The sequence below is a fragment of the Actinoplanes sp. NPDC021490 genome (genome assembly GCF_055562135.1).
The window spans coordinates 128,893-149,013 of sequence record NZ_JBVHFW010000022.1; the positions used below are offsets into that span (position 1 = coordinate 128,893).

General features: G+C 71.1%; 23 protein-coding genes. 13 read left to right on the forward strand and 10 right to left on the reverse strand.

Annotation, left to right across the window (positions count from 1 at the left end; genetic code table 11):
* Positions 1-14: 14 nt before the first annotated feature.
* Complete coding sequence (locus ACZ3I4_RS41405; RefSeq protein WP_465387608.1) at positions 15-1,859, reverse strand: elongation factor G; 1,845 nt, start codon at positions 1,857-1,859, stop codon at positions 15-17.
* A 188-nt stretch (positions 1,860-2,047) separates the two neighbouring features.
* Complete coding sequence (locus ACZ3I4_RS41410) at positions 2,048-3,013, reverse strand: hypothetical protein (RefSeq protein ID WP_465387609.1); 966 nt, start codon at positions 3,011-3,013, stop codon at positions 2,048-2,050.
* Positions 3,014-3,104: 91 nt separating this feature from the next.
* Between ACZ3I4_RS41410 and ACZ3I4_RS41415 the strand changes: the two genes are divergently transcribed.
* The 6 genes from ACZ3I4_RS41415 (at position 3,105) to ACZ3I4_RS41440 (ending at position 9,066) form a co-directional block, all read left to right on the forward strand.
* Positions 3,105-4,055, forward strand: coding sequence for a GlxA family transcriptional regulator (locus ACZ3I4_RS41415; protein ID WP_465387610.1), 951 nt, complete (start codon positions 3,105-3,107; stop codon positions 4,053-4,055).
* A gap of 63 nt (positions 4,056-4,118) precedes the next feature.
* A complete protein-coding gene (gap, locus tag ACZ3I4_RS41420; protein WP_465387611.1) occupies positions 4,119-5,114 on the forward strand; it encodes a type I glyceraldehyde-3-phosphate dehydrogenase in 996 nt (331 codons plus the stop codon).
* A gap of 88 nt (positions 5,115-5,202) precedes the next feature.
* Positions 5,203-5,913: an ABC transporter ATP-binding protein gene (locus tag ACZ3I4_RS41425; protein WP_465387612.1), complete on the forward strand. Its 711-nt coding sequence runs from the start codon at positions 5,203-5,205 to the stop codon at positions 5,911-5,913.
* Positions 5,910-7,199 carry an FtsX-like permease family protein gene (locus ACZ3I4_RS41430; protein WP_465387613.1) on the forward strand — a complete coding sequence of 430 codons (1,290 nt, stop codon included), beginning with the start codon at positions 5,910-5,912 and terminating at the stop codon, positions 7,197-7,199. The genes ACZ3I4_RS41425 and ACZ3I4_RS41430 overlap by 4 nt, the downstream gene beginning before the upstream one ends.
* Complete coding sequence (locus tag ACZ3I4_RS41435) at positions 7,196-8,419, forward strand: sensor histidine kinase (protein ID WP_465387614.1); 1,224 nt, start codon at positions 7,196-7,198, stop codon at positions 8,417-8,419. The genes ACZ3I4_RS41430 and ACZ3I4_RS41435 overlap by 4 nt, the downstream gene beginning before the upstream one ends.
* A gap of 2 nt (positions 8,420-8,421) precedes the next feature.
* A complete protein-coding gene (locus ACZ3I4_RS41440) occupies positions 8,422-9,066 on the forward strand; it encodes a response regulator transcription factor (RefSeq protein WP_465387615.1) in 645 nt (214 codons plus the stop codon).
* Here the strand turns inward: ACZ3I4_RS41440 and ACZ3I4_RS41445 are convergent.
* Positions 9,051-9,404 carry a winged helix-turn-helix transcriptional regulator gene (locus tag ACZ3I4_RS41445; RefSeq protein WP_465387616.1) on the reverse strand — a complete coding sequence of 118 codons (354 nt, stop codon included), beginning with the start codon at positions 9,402-9,404 and terminating at the stop codon, positions 9,051-9,053. The genes ACZ3I4_RS41440 and ACZ3I4_RS41445 overlap by 16 nt on opposite strands.
* Positions 9,405-9,478: 74 nt before the next feature.
* On the opposite strand from ACZ3I4_RS41445, the gene ACZ3I4_RS41450 reads away from it, so the two are divergent.
* Complete coding sequence (locus ACZ3I4_RS41450) at positions 9,479-9,934, forward strand: anthrone oxygenase family protein (RefSeq protein ID WP_465387617.1); 456 nt, start codon at positions 9,479-9,481, stop codon at positions 9,932-9,934.
* 27 nt (positions 9,935-9,961) lie between these two features.
* Here ACZ3I4_RS41450 and ACZ3I4_RS41455 read toward each other — a convergent pair whose 3' ends face one another.
* Positions 9,962-10,570, reverse strand: coding sequence for a dihydrofolate reductase family protein (locus ACZ3I4_RS41455; RefSeq protein ID WP_465387618.1), 609 nt, complete (start codon positions 10,568-10,570; stop codon positions 9,962-9,964).
* 229 nt (positions 10,571-10,799) lie between these two features.
* Between ACZ3I4_RS41455 and ACZ3I4_RS41460 the strand changes: the two genes are divergently transcribed.
* Positions 10,800-11,543, forward strand: coding sequence for a class I SAM-dependent methyltransferase (locus tag ACZ3I4_RS41460; protein WP_465387619.1), 744 nt, complete (start codon positions 10,800-10,802; stop codon positions 11,541-11,543).
* A gap of 17 nt (positions 11,544-11,560) precedes the next feature.
* Entirely contained in the window at positions 11,561-12,301 is a 741-nt protein-coding gene (locus ACZ3I4_RS41465) for an AAA family ATPase (RefSeq protein ID WP_465387620.1), read from the forward strand.
* Between the two features lie 72 nt (positions 12,302-12,373).
* Here the strand turns inward: ACZ3I4_RS41465 and ACZ3I4_RS41470 are convergent, their stop codons facing one another.
* The 5 genes from ACZ3I4_RS41470 to ACZ3I4_RS41490 form a co-directional block, all read right to left on the reverse strand.
* Positions 12,374-12,781, reverse strand: a complete 408-nt coding sequence (locus ACZ3I4_RS41470) for a DUF6578 domain-containing protein (RefSeq protein ID WP_465387621.1) — start codon at positions 12,779-12,781, stop codon at positions 12,374-12,376.
* Between the two features lie 134 nt (positions 12,782-12,915).
* Positions 12,916-13,296, reverse strand: coding sequence for a VOC family protein (locus tag ACZ3I4_RS41475; RefSeq protein ID WP_465387622.1), 381 nt, complete (start codon positions 13,294-13,296; stop codon positions 12,916-12,918).
* Between the two features lie 51 nt (positions 13,297-13,347).
* Complete coding sequence (locus ACZ3I4_RS41480; RefSeq protein WP_465387623.1) at positions 13,348-13,590, reverse strand: hypothetical protein; 243 nt, start codon at positions 13,588-13,590, stop codon at positions 13,348-13,350.
* 267 nt (positions 13,591-13,857) lie between these two features.
* On the reverse strand, positions 13,858-14,217 hold the full coding sequence (locus ACZ3I4_RS41485) for a fluoride efflux transporter FluC (protein ID WP_465387624.1): 360 nt from the start codon (positions 14,215-14,217) through the stop codon (positions 13,858-13,860).
* Positions 14,214-14,636: a FluC/FEX family fluoride channel gene (locus tag ACZ3I4_RS41490; RefSeq protein WP_465387625.1), complete on the reverse strand. Its 423-nt coding sequence runs from the start codon at positions 14,634-14,636 to the stop codon at positions 14,214-14,216. Before ACZ3I4_RS41490 ends, ACZ3I4_RS41485 begins: the two co-directional genes overlap by 4 nt.
* Positions 14,637-14,858: 222 nt before the next feature.
* On the opposite strand from ACZ3I4_RS41490, the gene ACZ3I4_RS41495 reads away from it, so the two are divergent.
* Positions 14,859-16,037 (forward strand): cytochrome P450, encoded by a 1,179-nt coding sequence (locus ACZ3I4_RS41495; protein WP_465387626.1) that lies wholly within the window; start codon positions 14,859-14,861, stop codon positions 16,035-16,037.
* The gene (locus tag ACZ3I4_RS41500) at positions 16,034-16,228 is read left to right on the forward strand and encodes a ferredoxin (protein WP_465387627.1); all 195 of its coding nucleotides are present in this window, start codon (positions 16,034-16,036) and stop codon (positions 16,226-16,228) included. Before ACZ3I4_RS41495 ends, ACZ3I4_RS41500 begins: the two co-directional genes overlap by 4 nt.
* Here ACZ3I4_RS41500 and ACZ3I4_RS41505 read toward each other — a convergent pair.
* A complete protein-coding gene (locus ACZ3I4_RS41505; protein WP_465387628.1) occupies positions 16,212-16,772 on the reverse strand; it encodes a pyridoxamine 5'-phosphate oxidase family protein in 561 nt (186 codons plus the stop codon). The genes ACZ3I4_RS41500 and ACZ3I4_RS41505 overlap by 17 nt on opposite strands.
* Before the next feature lie 163 nt (positions 16,773-16,935).
* Between ACZ3I4_RS41505 and ACZ3I4_RS41510 the strand changes: the two genes are divergently transcribed.
* Both ACZ3I4_RS41510 and ACZ3I4_RS41515 read left to right on the forward strand, forming a co-directional pair.
* Positions 16,936-18,156, forward strand: coding sequence for an MFS transporter (locus tag ACZ3I4_RS41510; RefSeq protein WP_465387629.1), 1,221 nt, complete (start codon positions 16,936-16,938; stop codon positions 18,154-18,156).
* A gap of 171 nt (positions 18,157-18,327) precedes the next feature.
* The coding region (locus ACZ3I4_RS41515; RefSeq protein WP_465387630.1) for a fibronectin type III domain-containing protein at positions 18,328-20,121 on the forward strand (1,794 nt) is incomplete at its 3' end.

A 20,121-nucleotide genomic window follows, 5' to 3' on the forward strand; every position in this document is an offset into this window, starting at 1 on the left:
CGGGGCGGCACCGATCAGGCAGCGGGACGGTATCCGGCCGGCCTCGCCGAGAAGGTCGCCCGGCCCCGCGTACGGCTGCGCAGGTCGGTCGCATAGCCGAAGAGCCCGGCCAGCGGCACCACCGCGGTCACCGACTGTGACGTGGAGCCGGTGATCTGGCCGCGCCGGGCCGCGAGGTCGCCCAGCACCGCGCCCAGCGTGTCGGACGGCGCGCTCACCGTCACGTCGGCCACCGGCTCCAGCAGCGCCATCGAGCTCGCCGCCAGCGCCGCTCGCAGACCGGCCCGCCCGGCCGCCCGGAACGCCATCTCGGACGAGTCCTTCACGTGGGTGGACCCGTCGACCAGCGTGACCCGCAGCCCGACGACCGGGTGACCGCCGAGCGGCCCGTCGGTGAGCGCGTCACGGCAGCCCGCCTCGACCGCCCGCACGAACTCGGCCGGCACCCGCCCGCCGGTCACCGCCGACGCGAACTCGAACCCGGTGCCCTCCCGCGGCGCCACATCCAGCACGATGTGCGCGAACTGCCCGGCCCCGCCGTCCTGCTTGACGTGCCGATGGACGAAACCGGTCACCCCGCGGACGACGGTCTCGCGGTAGGCCACCCGGGGGCGGCCCACGTTCACCGCCACCCCGGCCTCGCGCAGCCTGGCCACGGCCACCTCCAGTTGCAGCTCGCCCTGCCCGGACAGCAGGGTCTGGCCGTCCTCGTGCACGACCTCGACGGAAAGTTCCTCGGCCAGCGTGGCCAGCGCGCCCGGCAGCCGTCCGGCGTCCGCCCGCGTACGGGCCTCGACCGCCACCGACACCAGGGGAGTGGCCGCCGCCGGGGCCTCCAGCAGCACCGGATGCTCCCGGGTGGACAGCGTCGTCCCGGCCCGGGCGCCCTTCAGACCGGCCAGCGCGACGATGTCGCCCGCCACCGCCCGGTCCACGTCGGTGACCCGGTCGGCCTGCACCCGCAGGATCCGCCCGGCCCGCTCGGTCCGCGACCGGGCCGCGTCCCACACCGTGTCCCCTTTGGCCAGCACGCCGTCGTAGACCCGTACGAAGGTCAGCCGTCCCTGCTTGCCGGTCTGCACCTTGAAGACCAGCGCCGACAGGGGAGCGGCCGGGTCACCCGCGGGTGCGGGCAGATAGTCGGCCACGGCGTCGAGCAGCGGTTCGACGCCCACGTCGCGATAGGCCGCGCCGCCCAGCACGACGACCGCTTCGCCGCTGAGCGTGAGGTCACGCAACGCCGTCCGCAGGGTGCCGTCGGACACGCCGCCCAGCTCCTCCAGCGCCGCCGGATGCAGCCCGGCCACCGACTCCTCCAGCCGCCGGCGAGCGGCCCGCACGTCCTCGCGGTCCGGTTGCGGCCCGACCAGATCGATCACCCCGCCGTCGACCGGCAGCTGCACGACCAGCGGAGTGACCCCGAGCCGCTCGCGCAACGACCGTACGGCGGCGTCGAAGTCGGCCCCGGGCCGGTCGAGCTTGTTGATGAACGCGATCCGCGGGACGCCGTCCCGGTCGGCCTGCCGCCACACCGCCTCGCTCTGCGGCTCGACCCCGGCCACGCCGTCGAACACCACGACCGCGCCGTCGAGCACCCGCAGCGACCGTTCCACCTCGTCGGTGAAGTCCACGTGCCCGGGCGTGTCGATCAGAGTGAACCGCTCGCCCCGCCAGTCGCAGCTCACCGCGGCGGCGAAGATGGTGATGCCCCGCTCGCGCTCCTGCGGATCGAAATCGGTCACCGTCGTCCCGTGGTGCACCTCGCCGCGCTTGTAGGTGGCGCCGGTCCGGAACAGGATCCGTTCGGTCAGGGTGGTCTTGCCCGCGTCGACGTGCGCGAGGATGCCGATGTTGCGCATGGCTGTGGTCTTTCCAGGAGTTTCTGCGGTGGACGGCGCCACCTGACCGCTCGATACGGCGGTCAGGCACGTCCAGCCCCGGTGGCGCAGCCGAGGCTGGGCACACCGGACACGAGGAGGAGAGCGGTGCGGTGACGCATCACTGGCCTCCCTCCGGAAAAGATCAACTGCCTTTCACCGTACGGGGGTCAGGTCGCGGCTGTCGAAGCATTTAGGCGCTGCCTTCTCCAGGTCACGCCGAGCAGGGTGGCGGTGACCAGGCTGATGCACACGTCGGAGAGCAGCGCCATCGCCGGCGTCGAAACCGCGTACGTGGGCACCAGATAGGCGATCGCGGCCGACACGACGAGTCCGGCGCCCCAGCCGGCCAGCACGTGCGACTGCCCCCAGCCGGCGCGCCGCGACCACCGCACGACAGCCGCCGCCACCAGCCCGGTCACCGCGACCTGGACAGCGACCCCGGCCCAGCCCGCGGCCAGGTCGCCGCTGAGATGCGGCAGGGCCGCCACCACGGCGACGATCAGCACCGGTGGGACCCGGCCGCCGGCCCTGCGTGGACGCCGCCGGATCAGCGCCGCCGTGACCAGGGCGAGCACGACGACGACGGTGAACAGCACCTGCGCGGGCGAGGCGAAGAAGTGCTCGTCGCCGTAGATGTCGGAGAAGATGAGCAGGCTGCCCAGCACGTAGACGACGGCCGTCACCGCCAGGCCCCGGCGGCCCAGCCACGGCTCGTGGCGGCGGGCCGGGGAGACGAACGACTCGACGACCGCGATCGGCGCGCAAATGCTCAGGGCGACGTGCCCACCGACGTACGAGAAAGCCTGCTGGACGCTGAAATCGAGCCCCGGCACCCAGGTGGCGCGGGCCGCGGCGGCGTTCGAGGCGAACTCCGTGTCGTCGAGGAACGCGGGGTTGAACAGCGACTGGTCGACCAGCCCGGCTTGCACGAACCCGAACGCGGCGGCCATCAGCACGATCGCCGGCCATCCACCGGCCCGGCGCCGGGCCACCTCGCGGATCAGCACGGCGGCACCCCCGTACTGAGGCCCGAGAAAGAGAATGACGAACGGCCAGCCGGTGACCGTGAATCCGCCCCAGACGCATTCGGCCGTCCACGGTGCGAGTGCCATGAGCGCGAGAACTGCTGCCATGAGCCGACTGTGCCGACGCCGGCCGGACCGGCGATACGGCTTTCGGTCTCACCCGGATAGACCGAAGTCGCCGCCGCATTACCCTGGTGGCGTGCCACCCACCCGACTGAACCGTGTCGCCGTGCTGGTGCTCGAGGGGGCCAAGCCGCTCGACGTGGGCATCCCGGCCCAGGTCTTCACGACCCGGGCGAGCATGCCGTACGAGGTGCGGGTGTGCGGGCCTGCGCCCGGGCTGGTCACCGGCGGCGACGGCCTGTCCTACCACGTGGCCGACGGGCTGGACGCCCTCACCTGGGCCGACATCGTGTTCATCCCCGGCTACCGGTTCCCGGACCGCGAGGATCCCCCGCCGGCCGTGGTGGATGCCCTGGTCGCGGCGCACGACCGGGGCGCGCGGCTGGCCGCCATCTCGACGGGCGCGTTCGCGCTGGCCGCCACCGGCCTGCTCGACGGCAAACGGGCGACCACCCACTGGCACTACACGCGGCAGCTCGCCGCCAAGCACCCGTCCGTGCTCGTCGACGAGAACGTGCTGTTCGTCGACGAGGGCAGCGTGCTGACCTCGGCCGGCGCCGCCTCGGGCATCGACCTGTGCCTGCACATCCTGCGCGGCGACGTCGGCGTGGCGGCGTCCAACCACGCGGCCCGCCGGCTCGTCGCGGCGCCCTACCGCAGCGGCGGCCAGGCCCAGTACGTGCCGCACAGCGTGCCCGAGCCGCTGGGCCGGCGGTTCGCGGCGACCCGGGAATGGGCCCTGCACCGGCTGGGCAAGCCGCTCACGCTGGAGACCCTGGCCCGGCACGCGGCGGTCTCCCCGCGGACGTTCTCCCGGCGGTTCGCCGAGGACACCGGCTACCCGCCCATGCAGTGGGTGATGCTGGCCCGCATCGACATGGCCCGCGAGCTTCTCGAACTGTCGCAGCTGTCGGTCGAGCAGATCGCGGCCCGGGTCGGGCTGGGCACGGGCGCCAACCTGCGCCTGCATTTCCAGCGCATCCTCGGCACCACCCCGAGCCAGTACCGCCGTACGTTCGTGGCGTGATCCTTGCGATCGGTGGCGTGGCCGCCACTGTTTCGCCGGCCGTCCCGGCGCGAGGCTGGAGGCATGACTCGCATTGCCATCAACGGATTCGGCCGTATCGGACGCAACGTGCTGCGCGCCCTGCTGGAACGGGACAGCAAGCTCGAAGTGGTTGCCGTCAACGACCTGACCGAGCCGGCCGCGCTGGCCCGGCTGCTGGCCTTCGACACCACCTCCGGGCGGCTGGGCCGTCCGGTCACCGCGTCCCCGGACGGGCTGGTGGTCGACGGGCGGCACATCAAGGTGTTGTCCTCTCGCGAGCCCGCTTCGTTGCCGTGGGCCGACCTGGGCGTCGAACTGGTGCTGGAAGCCACCGGGCGTTTCACGGCCGCCGAGGCCGCGCGGGGACACCTCACCGCCGGCGCCCGCAAGGTCCTGGTCGGCGCCCCCTCGTCGGGCGCGGACGTGACGCTGGCCTTCGGCGTCAACAACTCCGCGTACGACCCCGCGGCCCACACGATCGTCTCCAACGCCTCCTGCACGACCAACGCCCTGGCCCCGCTGGCCGCCGTGCTGGACGACCTGGCCGGCATCGAGCACGGCTTCATGACTACCGTGCACGCCTACACCCAGGAGCAGAACCTGCAGGACGGCCCGCACCGCGACCCGCGCCGGGCCCGGGCCGCCGCCGTCAACATCGTGCCCACCACCACGGGCGCGGCCAAGGCGGTCGGCCTGGTGCTGCCCCGCCTGGAGGGCAAGTTGTCCGGCGACTCGATCCGGGTGCCCGTTCCCGTCGGCTCGATCGTCGAGCTCAACACGGTCGTCTCCCGCGACGTCACCCGCGACGAGGTGCTGCAGGCCTACCGGACGGCGGCCGCGGGCCCGCTCGCCGGCATCCTCGAATACTCGGAGGACGCGCTCGTGTCGTCCGACATCGTCGGCAACCCGGCCTCGGCCATCTTCGACTCGGCGCTGACCCGGGTCGACGGCCGCCACATCAAGGTGGTCGCCTGGTACGACAACGAGTGGGGTTTCTCGAACAGGGTCATCGACACCCTGGAGCTGCTGGCCGCCTGATCTCCCCGGCCGGGGTGCGGTTGTCCGCACCCCGGCCGGGTCGGTACACACGGATGTGCCGCGGCGGCGAGCCGGACAGAGTGGACTCATGGAGTTCGTGATCTCGCTGACCTCGGTCTCGCGACGCTATCCGCGGGGTGTGCAAGCGCTCCGCGACGTGTCCCTCGACGTCCCGGCCGGGCAGTTCGTCGCCGTCATGGGGGCGACCGGTTCGGGCAAGAGCACCCTGCTGCACTGCGCGGCCGGTCTCGACCGGCCGGACGGTGGGCGGGTGCGGCTGGCCGGCCACGACGTCACCCGCATGCGCGAGGCCCGTCTGACCCGGTTGCGCCGGGATCGGGCGGGCTTCGTCTTCCAGTCCTACAACCTTCTCTCCGAGCTGACCGTCCAGCAGAACGTCGCGCTGCCGATGCGGCTGGGCGGCCCCCGCCGCCGAACCGTCGGCGAGGTGCTGGAGCAGGTCGGGCTGGGCGGTCTCGGGCCCCGGCCGGTGGGGGAGCTGTCCGGCGGCCAGCAGCAACGCGTGGCGGTGGCCCGGGCGCTGGTCACCGCCCCGGCCGTGATCTTCGCGGACGAGCCGACGGGCGCGCTCGACCCGGCGACCGGCGCGCACATCCTGGGGCTGCTGCGCACCGCGGCCGACCGCGACGGCGTGACCGTGCTGATGGTGACGCACGACCCGGCCGCCGCGGCCTGGAGCGACCGGCTGGTCCTGCTGCGCGCGGGTTCGGTGGCCGGCGACGGCCCGGCTCCCGCCGCCACCGAGATCGGCCGGCGGCTCAGTGAGGTGGCCGCGTGATCCGGCAGGCCCTGCGGGCCAACCCGTGGGCCTTCCTCGGGCCGGCCGCCACCCAGGCCCTGGCGGCCGCGCTCGTCACGACCGGGCTGTGCCTGATCGCCTCGTTCGACGGGGTGCCACTCGACAACGGCATCGCGGACCTCGGGCTGATCTTCACGCTGTCGTCGGTGTATCTGACGGTCCTGGTCGTCGGGGTCACCATGGGCACCGCGATCGCCGGTCAGGCCCGCGACATGGCGCTGGTCCGCACGATCGGGGCGACCCCTTCCCGGGTACGGCGGGCCGTCGCGGCGCAGGCCGTGCTGGTCGCGCTGCCGGCCACCGCGGCCGGGATCCCGCTGGGCCTGCTCGCCGGGCACGCGTGGCTGCGCGGCCTGATCGGGCACGGGGTGGTGCCCCCTGACGTCACCTTCCACATCCACCCGGGCACAGTTCCCATCGCGTACGCGGTGACAATCGGAACCTCGCTGGTGGGAGCGCTGGTCGCCGCGGTCCGTCCGTCCCGGTTGCGGCCCGCCGTGGCGCTGACCGAGGCGCTGGTGAAACGCCGCGGCGACCGGGTGCGCACGTCGATCGGCTTTCTGCTGGTGGCGGCCGGAGCCGTCCTGGCCGTGGTGATCAGCGGCCTCGACGCGCGGACCGCCGACCAGGCCGGGCTGTTCGTCATGATCGCCATGTGTGTCGGCGTGGGCCTGCTCGGGCCGGTGCTGCTGCGCGTGGTCGTCCCGGTCGCCCGGCGCCTCGGCCCGGCGGGCGCGCTGGCGGCCGATTCGGTGACCGCTCGCGCCCGGGCGCTGTCCGGCGCGCTGGTCCCGCTGACCCTGGCCGTCGCGTTCGCCGCGGTCACGATCGTCCGCGGCACCACGACGGCGCACGTCACGGGCGTTTCCGCGCCGGCCGCCGACCGCTGGCTGGAATATTCGGGAACCGGCGCCTACACCGCGTTCGCCGCCGTCGCCGCGGTCAACACGCTGCTGACCGTCATGCACGCCCGCCGGCGGGAACTGGCCATCGTCCGGCTGGCCGGCGGCACCCGCGGGCGCACGCTGGCCGTCGTGGTCTGCGAGGCTCTGGTCGTGACGAGCACAGCGCTGGCGGCCGGGACCGCGGTCGCCGCGACCACTTTGCTGCCACTGCTGCACACCGCGCTGGGCACGTGGCGTCCCTGGCTGCCGGTGTCCTGGCTGGTCGCCGGGGTCGCCGGCACGACCGCGCTGGTCTTCGCCGGGATGGTCGCGCCCGCCGCTGCCGGGATGCGCCGCGCGCCGATCGAGGTCGCCGGGTGATCCTGCTGCGGGTCTGGGCCAGCCGCCGCACGTGGCGCGAGCTGCTCTACACGCTCGTCGCCGTGCTGGTCCACCTGCCCGCGTTCGCGCTGGCCCTGCTCGGGCTGGCCGCGGGCGCGCTGTCCGTGGTGGTCTTCGGGCTGGTGCTGCTCGCCGTTGTGCTGGTGCTGGCCCGCGGCACGGTCCGCTGGTTTCGCGCCCCGGCCCGCCTGCTCCTGGGCTGGAACTGGCCCGACCCGCCCCCGCTGGCCGCTCCGACCCGGTGGGGCCGGTTCCTCGAGCTGTTCGGCGACCCGACAGCCTGGCGCGCGCTCCTCTACTGCTTCGTGAGCTTCCTGGTCATTTACAGCGGCGCGTACGGCACGGTGCTCGCCCTGGGCGCCGGCCTGGCCGCGGTGACCTATCCGGCCTGGTGGTTCCTCGACCCGGAAGGGCTCGGTGTGGGCCCGCACACCTGGCCGCAGACGTGGCGCGAATTCGGGTTCGGGGTGCTGTTGCTGCTCGTCGCGCCGTGGATCCCCCGCCTCGTCGTCCTCTCCGACGGCTGGCTCGTCCAGGGGCTGCTGCACCCGACCGTGACGAGCCGGCGCATCGCCGAGCTGGAGGCGGCCCGGACGGCGCTGCAGGCCGACGCCGCCGCCCTGCTGCGCCGCGTCGAACGCGACCTGCACGACGGCACGCAGGCCCGGCTGGTGACACTGGGGGTGGCGTTGTCGCGCATCCAGAACAAGAGCACCGAGCCGCCCGTACGCGAGGTCGCCGCCGACGCCCGCCGCACGGTCACCGAGGCCCTGGCCGAGCTGCGCGACATCGTCCGGGGAATGCATCCGCCCGCCCTCGACGACGGGCTCGAGGTCGCGCTGTCCACCCTGGCCGGCCGCAGCGCCGTGCCCGCGTCCGTCGCCGTCGACCTGCGTACGCGACCCCCCGACGCGACGGCGTCCGCGCTCTACTTCGCCGCGGCCGAGCTGCTCACCAACATCGCCCGGCACGCCGGCGCCACCCGGGCCGAGATCCGGCTGCACGAGCACGACGACCGCCTGACGCTGGTTGTCCACGACGACGGCCGCGGCGGCGCGTCCACCGGCGCGTTCACCGGCACGAGTGGCACCGGCCTGACCGGTCTGGCCCGCCGGGCCGAGTCGCTCGACGGCCGCCTGCACGTCAGCTCGCCGCCGGGCGGCCCCACCACCGTCACCATGACCGTCCCCCGGGAGTGAGAGTGCGCGTCGTCATCGCCGAGGACAACCCGCTGCTGCGCGACGGCATCGTGCTGCTGCTCCGCGAGCACGACATCGACGTCGTGGCCGCCGTCGACAACGCCGAAGCGCTGCTGACCGCAGTCGCCACCGAACAGCCGGACGCGGCCGTGGTCGACGTGCGGATGCCCCCCACCCACACCGACGAGGGCCTGCGGGCCGCCCTGACCATCCGCTCCGAGCATCCCCGCGTGTCGGTGCTCGTCTTCTCCCAGTGGATCGAGACTAGCTACGCCCGGCGCCTGCTGTCACAGCACAGTGGACACGTCGGCTACCTGCTCAAGGACCGTATCGTCAGCACCGGCGAGTTCGTCGAGGCACTGCGCCGCGTCGCCTCCGGCGGCACAGCCCTCGACCCCGAGGTCGTCCGGCACCTGCTCGCCACCCCGTCCGCCGACGCGGGCCTGGCCCGCCTGACCGCCCGCGAACGCGAGATCCTGGGCTTGCTGGCCGAGGGCCGTTCCAACATCGCGATCGCCGAGATGCTGAGGCTGGCCGACCGCAGCGTCGAAAAGCACGTGACCGCCATCTTCACCAAGCTCGACCTGCCCCACGACCGCTCCGACCACCGCCGCGTGCTGGCCGTGCTGCGCTACCTGCGAACCTGACCGCCCCGCGGCACGGCTCGGGCCAGGTGCACTTCTCCCCAGCTGCATAGTTGCGCGACGAGCGGCACCAGGGTCCGGCCGTACTCCGAGATCGAGTAGGTGACGCGGGGCGGCACTTCCTGCGCGTCGTGCCGGTCGATGATGCCGTCGGCCACCAGTTCCTGCAGATGCCGGATGAGCATGCGTTCGGTGATGCCGGGAATGCTGCGCCGAAGTTCCCCGGTGCGCATCGGCCCGTCGACCAGACGCCACAGGATCGTGCCCTTCCACCGACCCGCGATGACGCTCACCGCGGCGTCAACGGGGCATTGGGCGCTCTCACGAGAAACCTGACTCATGACGTCCCTCCGAGGCCGTGCTGACAAATTTGTCAGTACTAGCTTGATTCGCAGTACCAGGGTCTCATGAGGACATGGATCTGATATTGGCCGTCGCGGCGCTCACCGTTGCGGGCATCATGGTGGGCGTCGAATTCAGCGTCGCCGTCTTCGTCAACCCCATCTTCGACCGGCTGGCGGGCAACGCCGGTCTGGCCGGACGGGCCGACGGCGGGCGCGTGCTCGGTCGAGTGATGCCGGTCTGGTACCTGGCTGCGCTGATCCTGACTATCGCGCTGGCCGTGACCCACCATGACGACCCCGGCCTGGGCGCTCTGGCCGGCGCGGTGGCCCTGTTCGTGCTGAGCATCATCATGTCCATCGCCGTGCTGGTGCCCATCAACAACCGCGCGAAGAACTGGACGCCCGAACACGCGCCGGACAACTGGCGTGAGCAACATGCACGGTGGGACCGATACCACTATGCCCGCGTCGCAGTCATCATCGCAGCCTTCGTCCTCGTCGGGATCGGAGCTGTCCAAAGCTCCTGAGCCGACGCCGACCGGGCACTGCCTTCGTCAGGATGGGTTCCGGTCACGTTTGACGGTGTAATGCAGATGCAGCACGCGGTCGCCCTGGACCATCTTGTCCGGGTCGTCGAGGAGAACGGGACCGGTGCAGCCGCCGAAGAACCGTATCCCTTGGCCCATCATCACCGGGACGACGTCCATCGCCACCTCGTCCACGAGACCCGCCGAGAATGCCTGCCCACCAACGTCACCCGCGGTCACACAGACCAGACCGTCACCGGCGATCTCCTTGGCCAGAGCGATGCCGACCTCGACCGAGCCGGCTGTATGGAAGGGCGCTCCGGGAAACCGGGCCAGCCATTCCTCGGGCAACGGCCGGTGGGTGACAATGACGAGCTCGTCCCCGGCCGCGGGCACACCCGCCCAGCCGTCGGTGGTGTCGAACAGGTGGCGGCCGATCACCGTGACCTTGACGCGGTCCCAGAAGGGCTTCACGTAGTCGGCCGAGGCGCGGCTGACGTGGAACGTCCAGTGCTCGTTGGCTTGGACGGTGACGTCCCCATTGCCGTACCAGTCGAACAGCGGCCCGACCGTATTGTCCGGATAGGCGATGTAGCCGTCCACCGAGACCACAGCCTGCATGACAACGCCGGCCATCTTCACTCGCTCCTCGCCTGATCGGAACGTCGGGCATCACGTGTCAACCTCTGTAGCGCCGACCCTACCGACGCGCCGAGGTCCCGGGTCCCCTGATCAACCCCACCACCGGGTATTACGTGGCCTTGCGAACCGCATCCGCATTCGCCGCGATCCCGGTTCGCGCTGGGCAAGGGGCGTGCCAGGCTTGAGGCAGGACAACAGCGTCCGGCACCGTACGGTGAACGTCATGTCTGATTCCCGTCGCGAGCGTGAGCTTGCGAAGGAGCGGGGCTATGACCTCATGAGGCCGATCGACGAAGCCTATGAGTGCGGCGAGATCACCCAGTCCGAATGGCATCGGCGGGTTCAAGCGCTCATCGAGCCGGCCTACCTTTCGGCGACCTCTGACCAGGCGGGTTCCGGGCACTCGGGCACGGAGCAGGAGTGGGATACGTCGCGCGGTCTGGTCATGCACGCTGTCGACCGGCCCGGAACGTTCCTCGACGTCGGATGCGCCAATGGGCTGCTGATGGCCTCCGTCGAGCGCTGGTCGCGTCAACGAGGCCTGGCTGTGGCGCCCTACGGAGTCGAAATCTCACCTTTGCTGGCCGATCGGGCTCGAGCTCGCTATCCGGAGTGGCGTAATCGGATCTGGACCGCGAACGCTGACGGCTGGCATCCGCCGATGCGCTTCGATTTCGTTCGTACGGGCTTGGAGTACGTGCTTCGCCGCCGGCGTGAAGGCTTTGTGCGCCACCTTTTCGACCACGTGGTTGCGCCGGACGGGTGCCTGATCATCGGCAAGACCAACGAGAACCGGGGAGAGCTGGAAGTCGCCGACAGCCTTCGTTCATGGGGTTGGTCCGGGATCCGGCAGGTGCGTCGAGCCCACGCCCATCCGGACGTCGAGATGTCGGTGGTCTGGGTCAGCGGCGCGTTCTCCTGTGGGGAATTGTCGACACGATCGGTCAAGGGTCAGCGGCGGCATTGAGCACGTACAGTCGGTCGATGACCGGTTCCCGGACGGTCGTCCTCAACGGCGACCTCGGCAGTGGCAAGACGACGGTGTCGGTTGCGTTGGCCGAACGGATGGGAGTGCGCCGGGTCAGTATTGGCGACCTCTATCGGCAGATGGCGGCCGAGCGTGGCATGACCGCACTCCAATTCAATCTGCACTCGGAACTTGACGACAAGATTGACCACTACATCGACCAGCTCCAGTACGACATCGCCGCGTCGGGTGAGCCCCTGGTCGTCGACAGCCGCCTGGCCTGGCACTTCTTCCGCGATGCGTACAAGGTCCATCTGGTGACCGACCCTGTGGTGGCGGCCCGGCGGGTCCTGGGGCGCGCCGGTGGTCCGGTCGAGCATTACAGCAGCCTCGAGGATGCGTGCACGCAGCTGGCGGCGCGCAGTGAAAGCGAGCGGCAGCGGTTCCTCGCCCGTTATGGGGCCGACAAGACCCGGTTGCGGAACTACGACCTGATCTGCGACACGACCAGCGCCACCCCGGCCGACATCGTTGCCCGCATCATCGGCGGGGCCGGGGCGCCGGCTTGTTTTCTCGACCCTCGGCGGGTGCGGCGGACGGCGTCGACCGACAGTGACGGCGACATCGAGGTCATTTACCAAAACCCGCACTTCTTTGCCGTACGGGGTGGGCTTCGCCTCGACGCAGCCGTGCAGGCCGGCGAAACCTTGATTCCGGTGCAGCTCATGGATGAAGCCGGGGATAGCGCCGGCGGATAGCAAATCCCCGTGCCGGGCAGATCGAGGGAGTCAGCCGGGCGCTCGATCGAGGCCGGAGCATTGTTCTACCCGTCATGGCGCGGGCTGCTCGTCCTGCTCGACCTCCAGCTGCACGAGGTAGCCGGAGAATTTGAGGTCGCCTCGATCGGGTGTCCACCCGTCTGCTGATCGGATCGGGTCGAGAGTGCCGGACCCGGCAACAGGGGCGAGCTGAGTCGGCGCTTCGTTGGGCAGCGGGGCATAGCGACAGCGCACTGCATCGATCGAGGTGACGATCCCTGCCGTCGGTGTGACGTCCTCGCCTACGCCTCCGTGATGTTCTTCCGCTTGGTCTACGCCACCGGCCGAGTCGCGGCCAAGCACGAGTTCCAGCCATTCGGTGTCCGGGTCTCGCAGCGTCCAGGAGACCTCGTCGCCCACCGCGAACGGCTCTCCGCAGCACTGCATCTGCCAGTCGTCCATCCACACCTTGATCTCCACGGTCCCCTTCCCATTCTCGTACCGGACGGGCCGCCTCCTCATCCGCCGCCGACCGCGTGCGACGGCCGGCGGTGAACCTGTCACGCGCGTGACGCGCGCCGGGGCGGCCCGGCGCGCGAGCGGGCGTCGGCCGTCTAAACCGGGGGTACTCGTCGCCTCAGCAGGCAGAACTCGTTACCTTCAGGGTCGGCGAGCACATGCCATGACTCGGCGCCGGTCTGACCGATGTCGGCTTTGCGGGCGCCGGCCGCGAGCAACCGCTCGAGCTCGGCGGCCTGGTCCCGGTCGGTGGCGTTCACATCGATGTGCAGACGCAGCTTGCCCGCCTTGGGCTCGTCTGTGCGGTTGAAGACGATCGTGGGCTGCGGGCCGCCGAAACCGGCCTCAGGCGGCCCGATCTCTATGTCTTCGCCATCGCGTTGCAGTTCCACATAGCCCAGCACCTCGCACCAGAATCGCGCCAGCAGTTCGGGATCGCGTGCGTCGAGGACCAGTTCGGTGATACGGGCCGCCACTTGGTCACCGTAACTTTCCAGGCCGCTGTCGCACATGAGGCTCGCTCGCCTTCACCGAGATTCCTGCCTGCCTGCAGCCCCGCCAGTGCCGAAGGTCTCCGGGGGCGCGGACGCCGAATGCTGCTGTGCGAGAGCGGCATGGAGTTGGCCCAACCTGATGGTGGTGTCGAGGAAGCCCCAGATCGTCTGGTCGACGTTCCCCGCAGCCTCTACGTCGAGCCGGAGATCGCTGTAGAGCTGCTCGGCTTCCGCGGCGAGCTCCTCTGCGCGTGTGGAGTGCTGTTCTGGAGTCATGTCGTCATGCTTCCATCCCGGCGCGATATGTACTGTCCGGCGGTGAGTTGCCGGACACGCAGACGGGTCTTGTCGCGCACTCATTGCCGCGCTCCGGGCGTCTGGAGGAACCGGCTGGAGTCTGTCGTCGAAGGCGCTGAGGCGACCGCCACAGTCGGGCCGGTGAGGCCTGCGGTGGCGGTGAGGAGCGCTGGGCATGCGGCGAATGTCCGGCCGGAATGGGCGCCTGATCGAGGACGGTGAGCCTCCGGCTGAGGACGGGACGGGTCAGCTGAGAGCGACGCCCAGCGAGTGGCCCAGGACGGCGGCGCCCAGGCCGGCCAGGATGCTGACGATGGGGTTGGCTACGGCGGCGAGGGTCGGGCCGGTGCGGGCCAGCTGCAGGGTCTCGTACGAGAAGGTGGAATAGGTGCTCAAGGCGCCGCACAGGCCGGGGCCGATCAGGTGCTGCACGGTGGTGGGGGCGGCGACGCCGGTGAGCAGGCCCAGGATGGCGCAGGCGGCGACGTTGACGGTCAGCGTGCCCCACGGGAAGCCGGAGTCGTGGCGGGATTGGATCGCTCGGTCCGTCAGGTAGCGCAGGGGAGCGCCGACCGCGGCGCCCAGCATCACCATGAGCCAGGTCATCGGCGGGGGGTTGCCAAGCGGCGGGTGACGGTGGCCGCGATGTGGGTGGCCAGCAGCGCGGCGGTCAGGGTGGCGGCCAGATAGAGCAGCGCGATGACGGCCCGGCCGGTGTCGAGCAGATGCTGGGCGTCGGCGATGTAGGTCGAGAACGTCGTGAAGCCGCCCAGAACGCCGGTGCCCAGGAACGGCCGAACCAGCGGGTGCGGGGTCAGCATCTCGGTGAGCAGGACCATGAGGACGCCCATGGCGGCGCAGCCGGTGACGTTGACCCAGAACGTGGTCCACGGGAAGCCGCCGGGATGGCCGGGCCACAGAAGCGTGGCGCCGTATCGGGCGGACGCGCCGAGGACCCCGCCGGCGGCTACGGCGGCGACGATCCGGGCGGTCCGGGGTGGCCCGGCGGTGTCGGTGTCACGCACGTCGGCTGGCTCCTGCCTGGTCGGCTCCGGACCGCGCAGGACTGCGCGATCGCGGTCAGGAAAGGGTCCGGCGGGCCGTCGGCCAGCATATCGCCGGTGATCGCCGGGCCGCGGGCCGACTCGGCACATCGGCTACATATCGACCTTGGTCGAAGTCGCGTAATGTGTGTGGCCGACTACACATAGTGGAGGTAGGCGGGGATGTCTCTGCGTGCGTTACCCATGCCCGAGGAAGAACGGCTGCCGTTCGACCCACCGCCGGAATACGCGGGACTGCGGGCCGGGCCGCGGGTCGTCCGGGTGACCTGCCCGACCGGACTGGACGCCTGGCTCGTCTCCGACTACGCGGGGGTGCGGCAGGTGCTCGGAGACGGTCGGCGTTACTCGACCCGGCCGGGGCAGGCTGCCCACGTGCTCGCCGCGTTCAGCGGGCCCGAGGCGCCGATCAACGGCTTCGCCCAGCTCGACGGGCCGGAACACGTCCGGATCCGGCGCAACTTCGCGCCGCAGGTGTCGCACGCCCGGCGGCTGGCCGAGCTGAAGCCGCTGGTCGAGCAGATCACCGACGAGGCCATCACCCGCATGCTGGCCTCGCCGCAGCCGTACCTGCTGCACAGCCGGTTCTCCACGGCGATCACCACCGCCGTGATCGCCGAGCTGATCGGGGTGCCGCCCGACCGGCGGAATCTGCTGCACGACGCGGCCACGGCGCTGTTCACCACCTCGACCACGATGGAGGAGCTGCGCGTCGCGCTCGAACCGCTCTGGCGGTACCTCTACGAGCTGGTCGCCACGCGCCGCCAACGACCGGGCGACGACGTCCTGAGCCGGATGATCGAACACAGCGCCGGCAGCGAGCGCCCGCTGACCGATGCCGAGCTGACCGACATGAACGGCGCTCTGCTGATCGCCGGGTTCGACACCACCGCGTCCATGATCACGTACGGGCTGGTCTGTCTCTGGAACACCCCGGGGCAGTGGGAGAGGTTGTGCGCCGAGCCCGCGCTGGCCGTTACAGCGACCGAGGAGCTCGTACGCTATCTGGCCGCGGGCACCGGGCTGCTGCGCCAGGCCACCGAGGACACCGAGATCCACGGGCAGCGGATCCGGACCGGCGACTACGTGGTGGTGGCCGTGCAGTCGGGCAACCGGGACCCGGACCTGTATCCCGACGGCGACACGCTCGACGTGGGCCGCAAACCCGGCGCGCACCTCGGATTCGGGCACGGCGCGCACGCGTGCGTCGGGCAGCAGATCGCCCGGATGGAGCTGACCACCGTGCTGGAAGCTCTGGCCCGCCGGGTGCCGGCCCTGCGGCCCGCCGTGCCGTTCGAGCAGATCGAATGGAAACAGGACTCCGTCGTACGGGGGCCGGTTGATCTGCCGGTGAGGTGGTCGTGAAGGTCGCCCTCGAACGTGACTGGTGCATCGGGGCCGGGAACTGCGCGCTGACCGCACCCGCCGTCTTCGACCAGGACCCGGAGGACGCCGTTGTGGTGCTGCTGGCCGAGTCGCCGCCGGAGACGGAACGGGAGGCGATCGAGCAGGCGGTCGACCGCTGCCCGGCCGCCGTGATCAGGCTGATTGATTGAACACGGGCAGGCCGTCGATGCTGGCGCCGTTTTTCACCCGCCGATAGGTCGCGAGGTCGGCCTCGGAACGGCGCTCGTGCGAGCGGATCAGCAGGTCACGGTCGCCCTCGTAGGTCATCAGCGGCACCGAGTATCCGCAGGAGTCGCTCACCCGTTCGACCTCGACGTCGATCACCGACCGGACGCCGTGGGTGTCGGGCGGCGCGGGGAAGGCGCGCAGCATCTCGGCGTGCTCCGGCTCGGTGACCGCCACCGACCGGCCCCGGCCGTGCAGGCGGACGATGTTGGGCGGGCCCTGGAACGCGCAGAACATCAGCGTGATCCGCCCGTTGTCGTTGAGGTGGGCGATCGTCTCGGCGCCGCTGCCGTGATAGTCGAGATAGGCCACCCGGTGCTCGCCCAGCACCACGAACGTGCCGCCCATGCCCTTGGGCGAGACGTTGACGTGCCCGCCCGGGCCACTGGGCGCGGTGGCCACGAAGAACATCGGCTGCGCCTCGATGAAGCTCCGCAACCGCCCGTCGATCCGCTCATGCACCTTCATGGCCCGATCCTGCCTCGTGGGTACGACATCTTCGAGCCCGTTTCCCGCTCAGTGGTCCGGGCGTCCGGCGGGGGCAGCGGCGGCCATCGATCGGCGATAGGTTCGGCTTCGCCAGGGACGAAACTCGACGAGGGGCCGGCGATTGGGCGCTGCACTGGCTCCGTTGCGCTATGGGGCGTTCCGCCTGCTCACCGCGGGCCGCATGATCTCGATGCTGGGCAACGCGGTGGCGCCGATCGCGCTGGCGTTCGCCGTGCTCGACCTGACCGGCTCGGCCTCCGACCTGGGCCTGGTCGTGGGTGCGCGGTCGCTCACAAACATAGTGTTCCTGCTGCTCGGCGGGGTCATCGCCGATCGGCTGCCCCGCCACCTGGTCATGGTCGCCTCCAGCGCCGTCGCCGCGGTGACCCAGGCCGCGATCGCCGCCACGGTGCTCACCGGCACCGCGACCGTGCCGCTGCTGATGATGCTGTCGGCGGTCAACGGCCTGGCCGCCGCGCTGGCCTGGCCCGCGGTCTCGGCGCTGCTGCCCCAGACCGTGCCCGAGCCGATCCGCAAACAGGCCAACGCGCTCAGCCGGCTGAGCGGCAACACCGCGTTGATCCTGGGCGCGCCGGCCGGCGGCATCCTGGTCGCCACGGTCGGTCCCGGCTGGGGCCTGGCCGCCGACGCCGCCACGTTCGCGCTCAGCGGCATCTGCTTCGCCCTGATCAAGGTGCCCGGCCTGCACGACCCGGCCGCCCCCAGACCGGGCGTGCTGGCCGGCCTGCGCGACGGCTGGACCGAGTTCGCCTCACGCACCTGGCTGTGGGCGGTCGTGATCGGCTTCATGTTCCTCAATGCCGCCGGAGCCGCCGGCCTGGGCGTGCTTGGCCCGGTCGTGGCCGACGAAACCGTGGGCCGCCGCCTGTGGGGCCTGGTGCTGGCCGCCCAGACCGCGGGCCTGATCGCCGGCGCGTTGCTGGCCATCCGCCTGAAAGTGCGCCGGTTGCTGGCCTTCGGCGTGATCGCGGTGGCCGGTGAGGCCCTGCTTCCGGCCGGGATGGCGATCAAGCCGGTCATCGGGGTGCTGGTGGTGTGCGCGTTCGCCGGCGGGGTGGCGGTCGAGCAGTTCGGCATCGCGTGGGAGACGACGATGCAGGAATACATCCCGCCCGGCAAGCTGGCCCGCGTCTACTCGTACGACATGCTCGGCTCGGTCGTCGCGATCCCGATCGGCCAGGTCGCCGCCGGCCCCGTCGCCCACGCGCTGGGGGCCGAGACCGCGTTGCTGATCGCGGCGGCGGTCATGCTGCTGGCCGTGGCGGGCATGCTGACCAGCCGCGACGTGCGAACCCTGGAACACCGCCCGGCCACGGAACCGGCCCCCACCGGCAACGCATAGCCCTGGTCGGGGCCGATTTCGTTCTGAGGACATCCGGCGTATCGCGAGTGGAAACCCCGTCGTCGCCATAACGTGAGAATGCGTCGGCATTCCTCGTGTTTGTCCGACATTAGGACGGACTCGGAACGGGATGACGTAATGGTCGGATCAATTCCGCGGCGCGGATGTGCCGTGCTGCTGGCGATGCTCGTGGTCACTCTGGGCACCCTGGTCGGCGCCCGGCCGGCCCTGGCCGAGGCCCGGATCTTCGACCTCGGCGAGACGATGCTGTACTTCACGGCGTCGGACGGCCTGACCCGGGCCGGCTCGTACGGCTACTCGCAGGACACCTTCCCGGTGACCGGCGCGACCAGCGTGGCCCTCGACGACGACGGCACCGTCTATGTCGCCGGTAAGCCCGAGGCCGGTCCGCTCGTCCGTGAGCTGAAGCCCGACGAGACGTGGGGCGCGTCGCTGTTCCCGGATCTGTCGAGTGCCGCCGACGTCTCGGTGCGGAACGGCCGGCTGGTCGTGGCCGACGCCGCCGCGCTGGTGGCCCGGGGCCCGGCTGACGTGCCCGCGGCGACCCTCGCGCCGGATGTGCAACCTCTCAAGGTGGTCGACACGGCGGCCGGGGTGTACTTCGTCGCCGGTGACGACGGGGGCCTGTTCCGGTACACCGTCGACGACGGTGTGCAGCCCGTGCTCACGGGGAAGCCCACCGTCAGCCTCGCCGCCGACGCGGAAGGAAAGCTGTACCTCGGCCGGTCCACCTCGATCGTCGAGTACGACCCCGCGACGAAGACGGAGACCGGCCTCGTCTCCGGCCTGGACAGCCCGCCGGTCGACGTGGCGGTCACCGAGGCCGGCGAACTGTTCTACGCGTCGGCCGACGGTGAAATCAGGCGCAAGGGCCGCTCGGACTGGCAGCCGACCAAGGTGGCGACCGGCATCGAAGGCCTGACCGCCATCGCCGTGCGGACGCTGCCCCGGATGCCCGGGGCGGTGTCGGCCGAGGCCGGGGACCGGCAGGCCCAGGTCTTCTGGGCGCCCTCCGAGACGAACGGCGGACCCTCCGACATCCGGTACGAGGTCGAGACGTTCATCGGCGACGAGATCGGGGAGCCCATCCCCTCCGGCATTCCGGTCTGCGCCACCAAGCTGACGACGTGCACCATCACGAACCTCAAGAACGGCGAGTACTACACCTTCCAGGTCACCGCTTTCAACACGCCGGAGGGTAACAACACCGGCAGATCCAACCCGTACGACTCCAACGGCATCTATCCGCGTATCGGCCCCGAGGCGCCGGTCCTGGGCACGCCGACGCCGGGCAACGAGGCCGCCTCGGTGACGTTCACACCGGGCGAGGACAACGGGGTGGACGTGACCGCGTGGCAGATCTCGTCCGACCGTCTCACGTGGAACGGCGCGGAGGTCTACCAGACGGGCGAGAGCAAGTTCGAGGCGGTCTTCCGCGATCTGGTCAACGACCGGTCCAACAACCTGTACGTCCGTGCCTACGATCCCAGGACGGAGACCACGGGCAAGGTGGCGACGGCCACGGTCACGCCGGACAGTTCGCTGCCGGGAACCCCGAGGGTCGTGCGTGTCCAGCCGGGGGAGAAGTCGGCGACCGTGTACTTCTGGCCGGTGGAGCGCGGGGACAGCGACATCACGGGCTACGAGGCGAGCATCAACGGCCTGCCGTGGGCTGCGGTCTACGGGAGCGACGGCCCGCCCGCGGAGGAGCCGAGCGAAGAGCCGAGCCAGGAGCCGACTGAGGAGCCGAGCCAGGAGCCGACTGAGGAGCCGAGCCAGGAGCCGACTGAGGAGCCGAGCCAGGAGCCGACTGAGGAGCCGACTGAGGAGCCGAGCCAGGAGCCGTCCGAGGAGCCGAGCCAGGAGCCGTCCGAGGAGCCGAGCCAGGAGCCGTCCGAGGAGCCGAGCCAGGAGCCGTCCGAGGAGCCGAGCCAGGAGCCGTCA

Bases quoted from the DNA above. Each gene is read 5' to 3' on its own strand.
- ACZ3I4_RS41410 (WP_465387609.1), bottom strand. From the start codon at position 3,013: ATGGCAGCAGTTCTCGCGCTCATGGCACTCGCACCGTGGACGGCCGAA.
- ACZ3I4_RS41505 (WP_465387628.1), bottom strand. From the start codon at position 16,772: ATGAAGGTGCATGAGCGGATCGACGGGCGGTTGCGGAGCTTCATCGAG.
- ACZ3I4_RS41450 (WP_465387617.1), top strand. From the start codon at position 9,479: ATGGATCTGATATTGGCCGTCGCGGCGCTCACCGTTGCGGGCATCATG.
- gap (WP_465387611.1), top strand. From the start codon at position 4,119: ATGACTCGCATTGCCATCAACGGATTCGGCCGTATCGGACGCAACGTG.
- ACZ3I4_RS41455 (WP_465387618.1), bottom strand. From the start codon at position 10,570: ATGGCCGGCGTTGTCATGCAGGCTGTGGTCTCGGTGGACGGCTACATC.
- ACZ3I4_RS41445 (WP_465387616.1), bottom strand. From the start codon at position 9,404: ATGAGTCAGGTTTCTCGTGAGAGCGCCCAATGCCCCGTTGACGCCGCG.
- ACZ3I4_RS41460 (WP_465387619.1), top strand. From the start codon at position 10,800: ATGTCTGATTCCCGTCGCGAGCGTGAGCTTGCGAAGGAGCGGGGCTAT.
- ACZ3I4_RS41480 (WP_465387623.1), bottom strand. From the start codon at position 13,590: ATGACTCCAGAACAGCACTCCACACGCGCAGAGGAGCTCGCCGCGGAA.
- ACZ3I4_RS41495 (WP_465387626.1), top strand. From the start codon at position 14,859: ATGCCCGAGGAAGAACGGCTGCCGTTCGACCCACCGCCGGAATACGCG.
- ACZ3I4_RS41465 (WP_465387620.1), top strand. From the start codon at position 11,561: ATGACCGGTTCCCGGACGGTCGTCCTCAACGGCGACCTCGGCAGTGGC.
- ACZ3I4_RS41405 (WP_465387608.1), bottom strand. From the start codon at position 1,859: ATGCGCAACATCGGCATCCTCGCGCACGTCGACGCGGGCAAGACCACC.
- ACZ3I4_RS41485 (WP_465387624.1), bottom strand. From the start codon at position 14,217: ATGACCTGGCTCATGGTGATGCTGGGCGCCGCGGTCGGCGCTCCCCTG.
- ACZ3I4_RS41425 (WP_465387612.1), top strand. From the start codon at position 5,203: ATGGAGTTCGTGATCTCGCTGACCTCGGTCTCGCGACGCTATCCGCGG.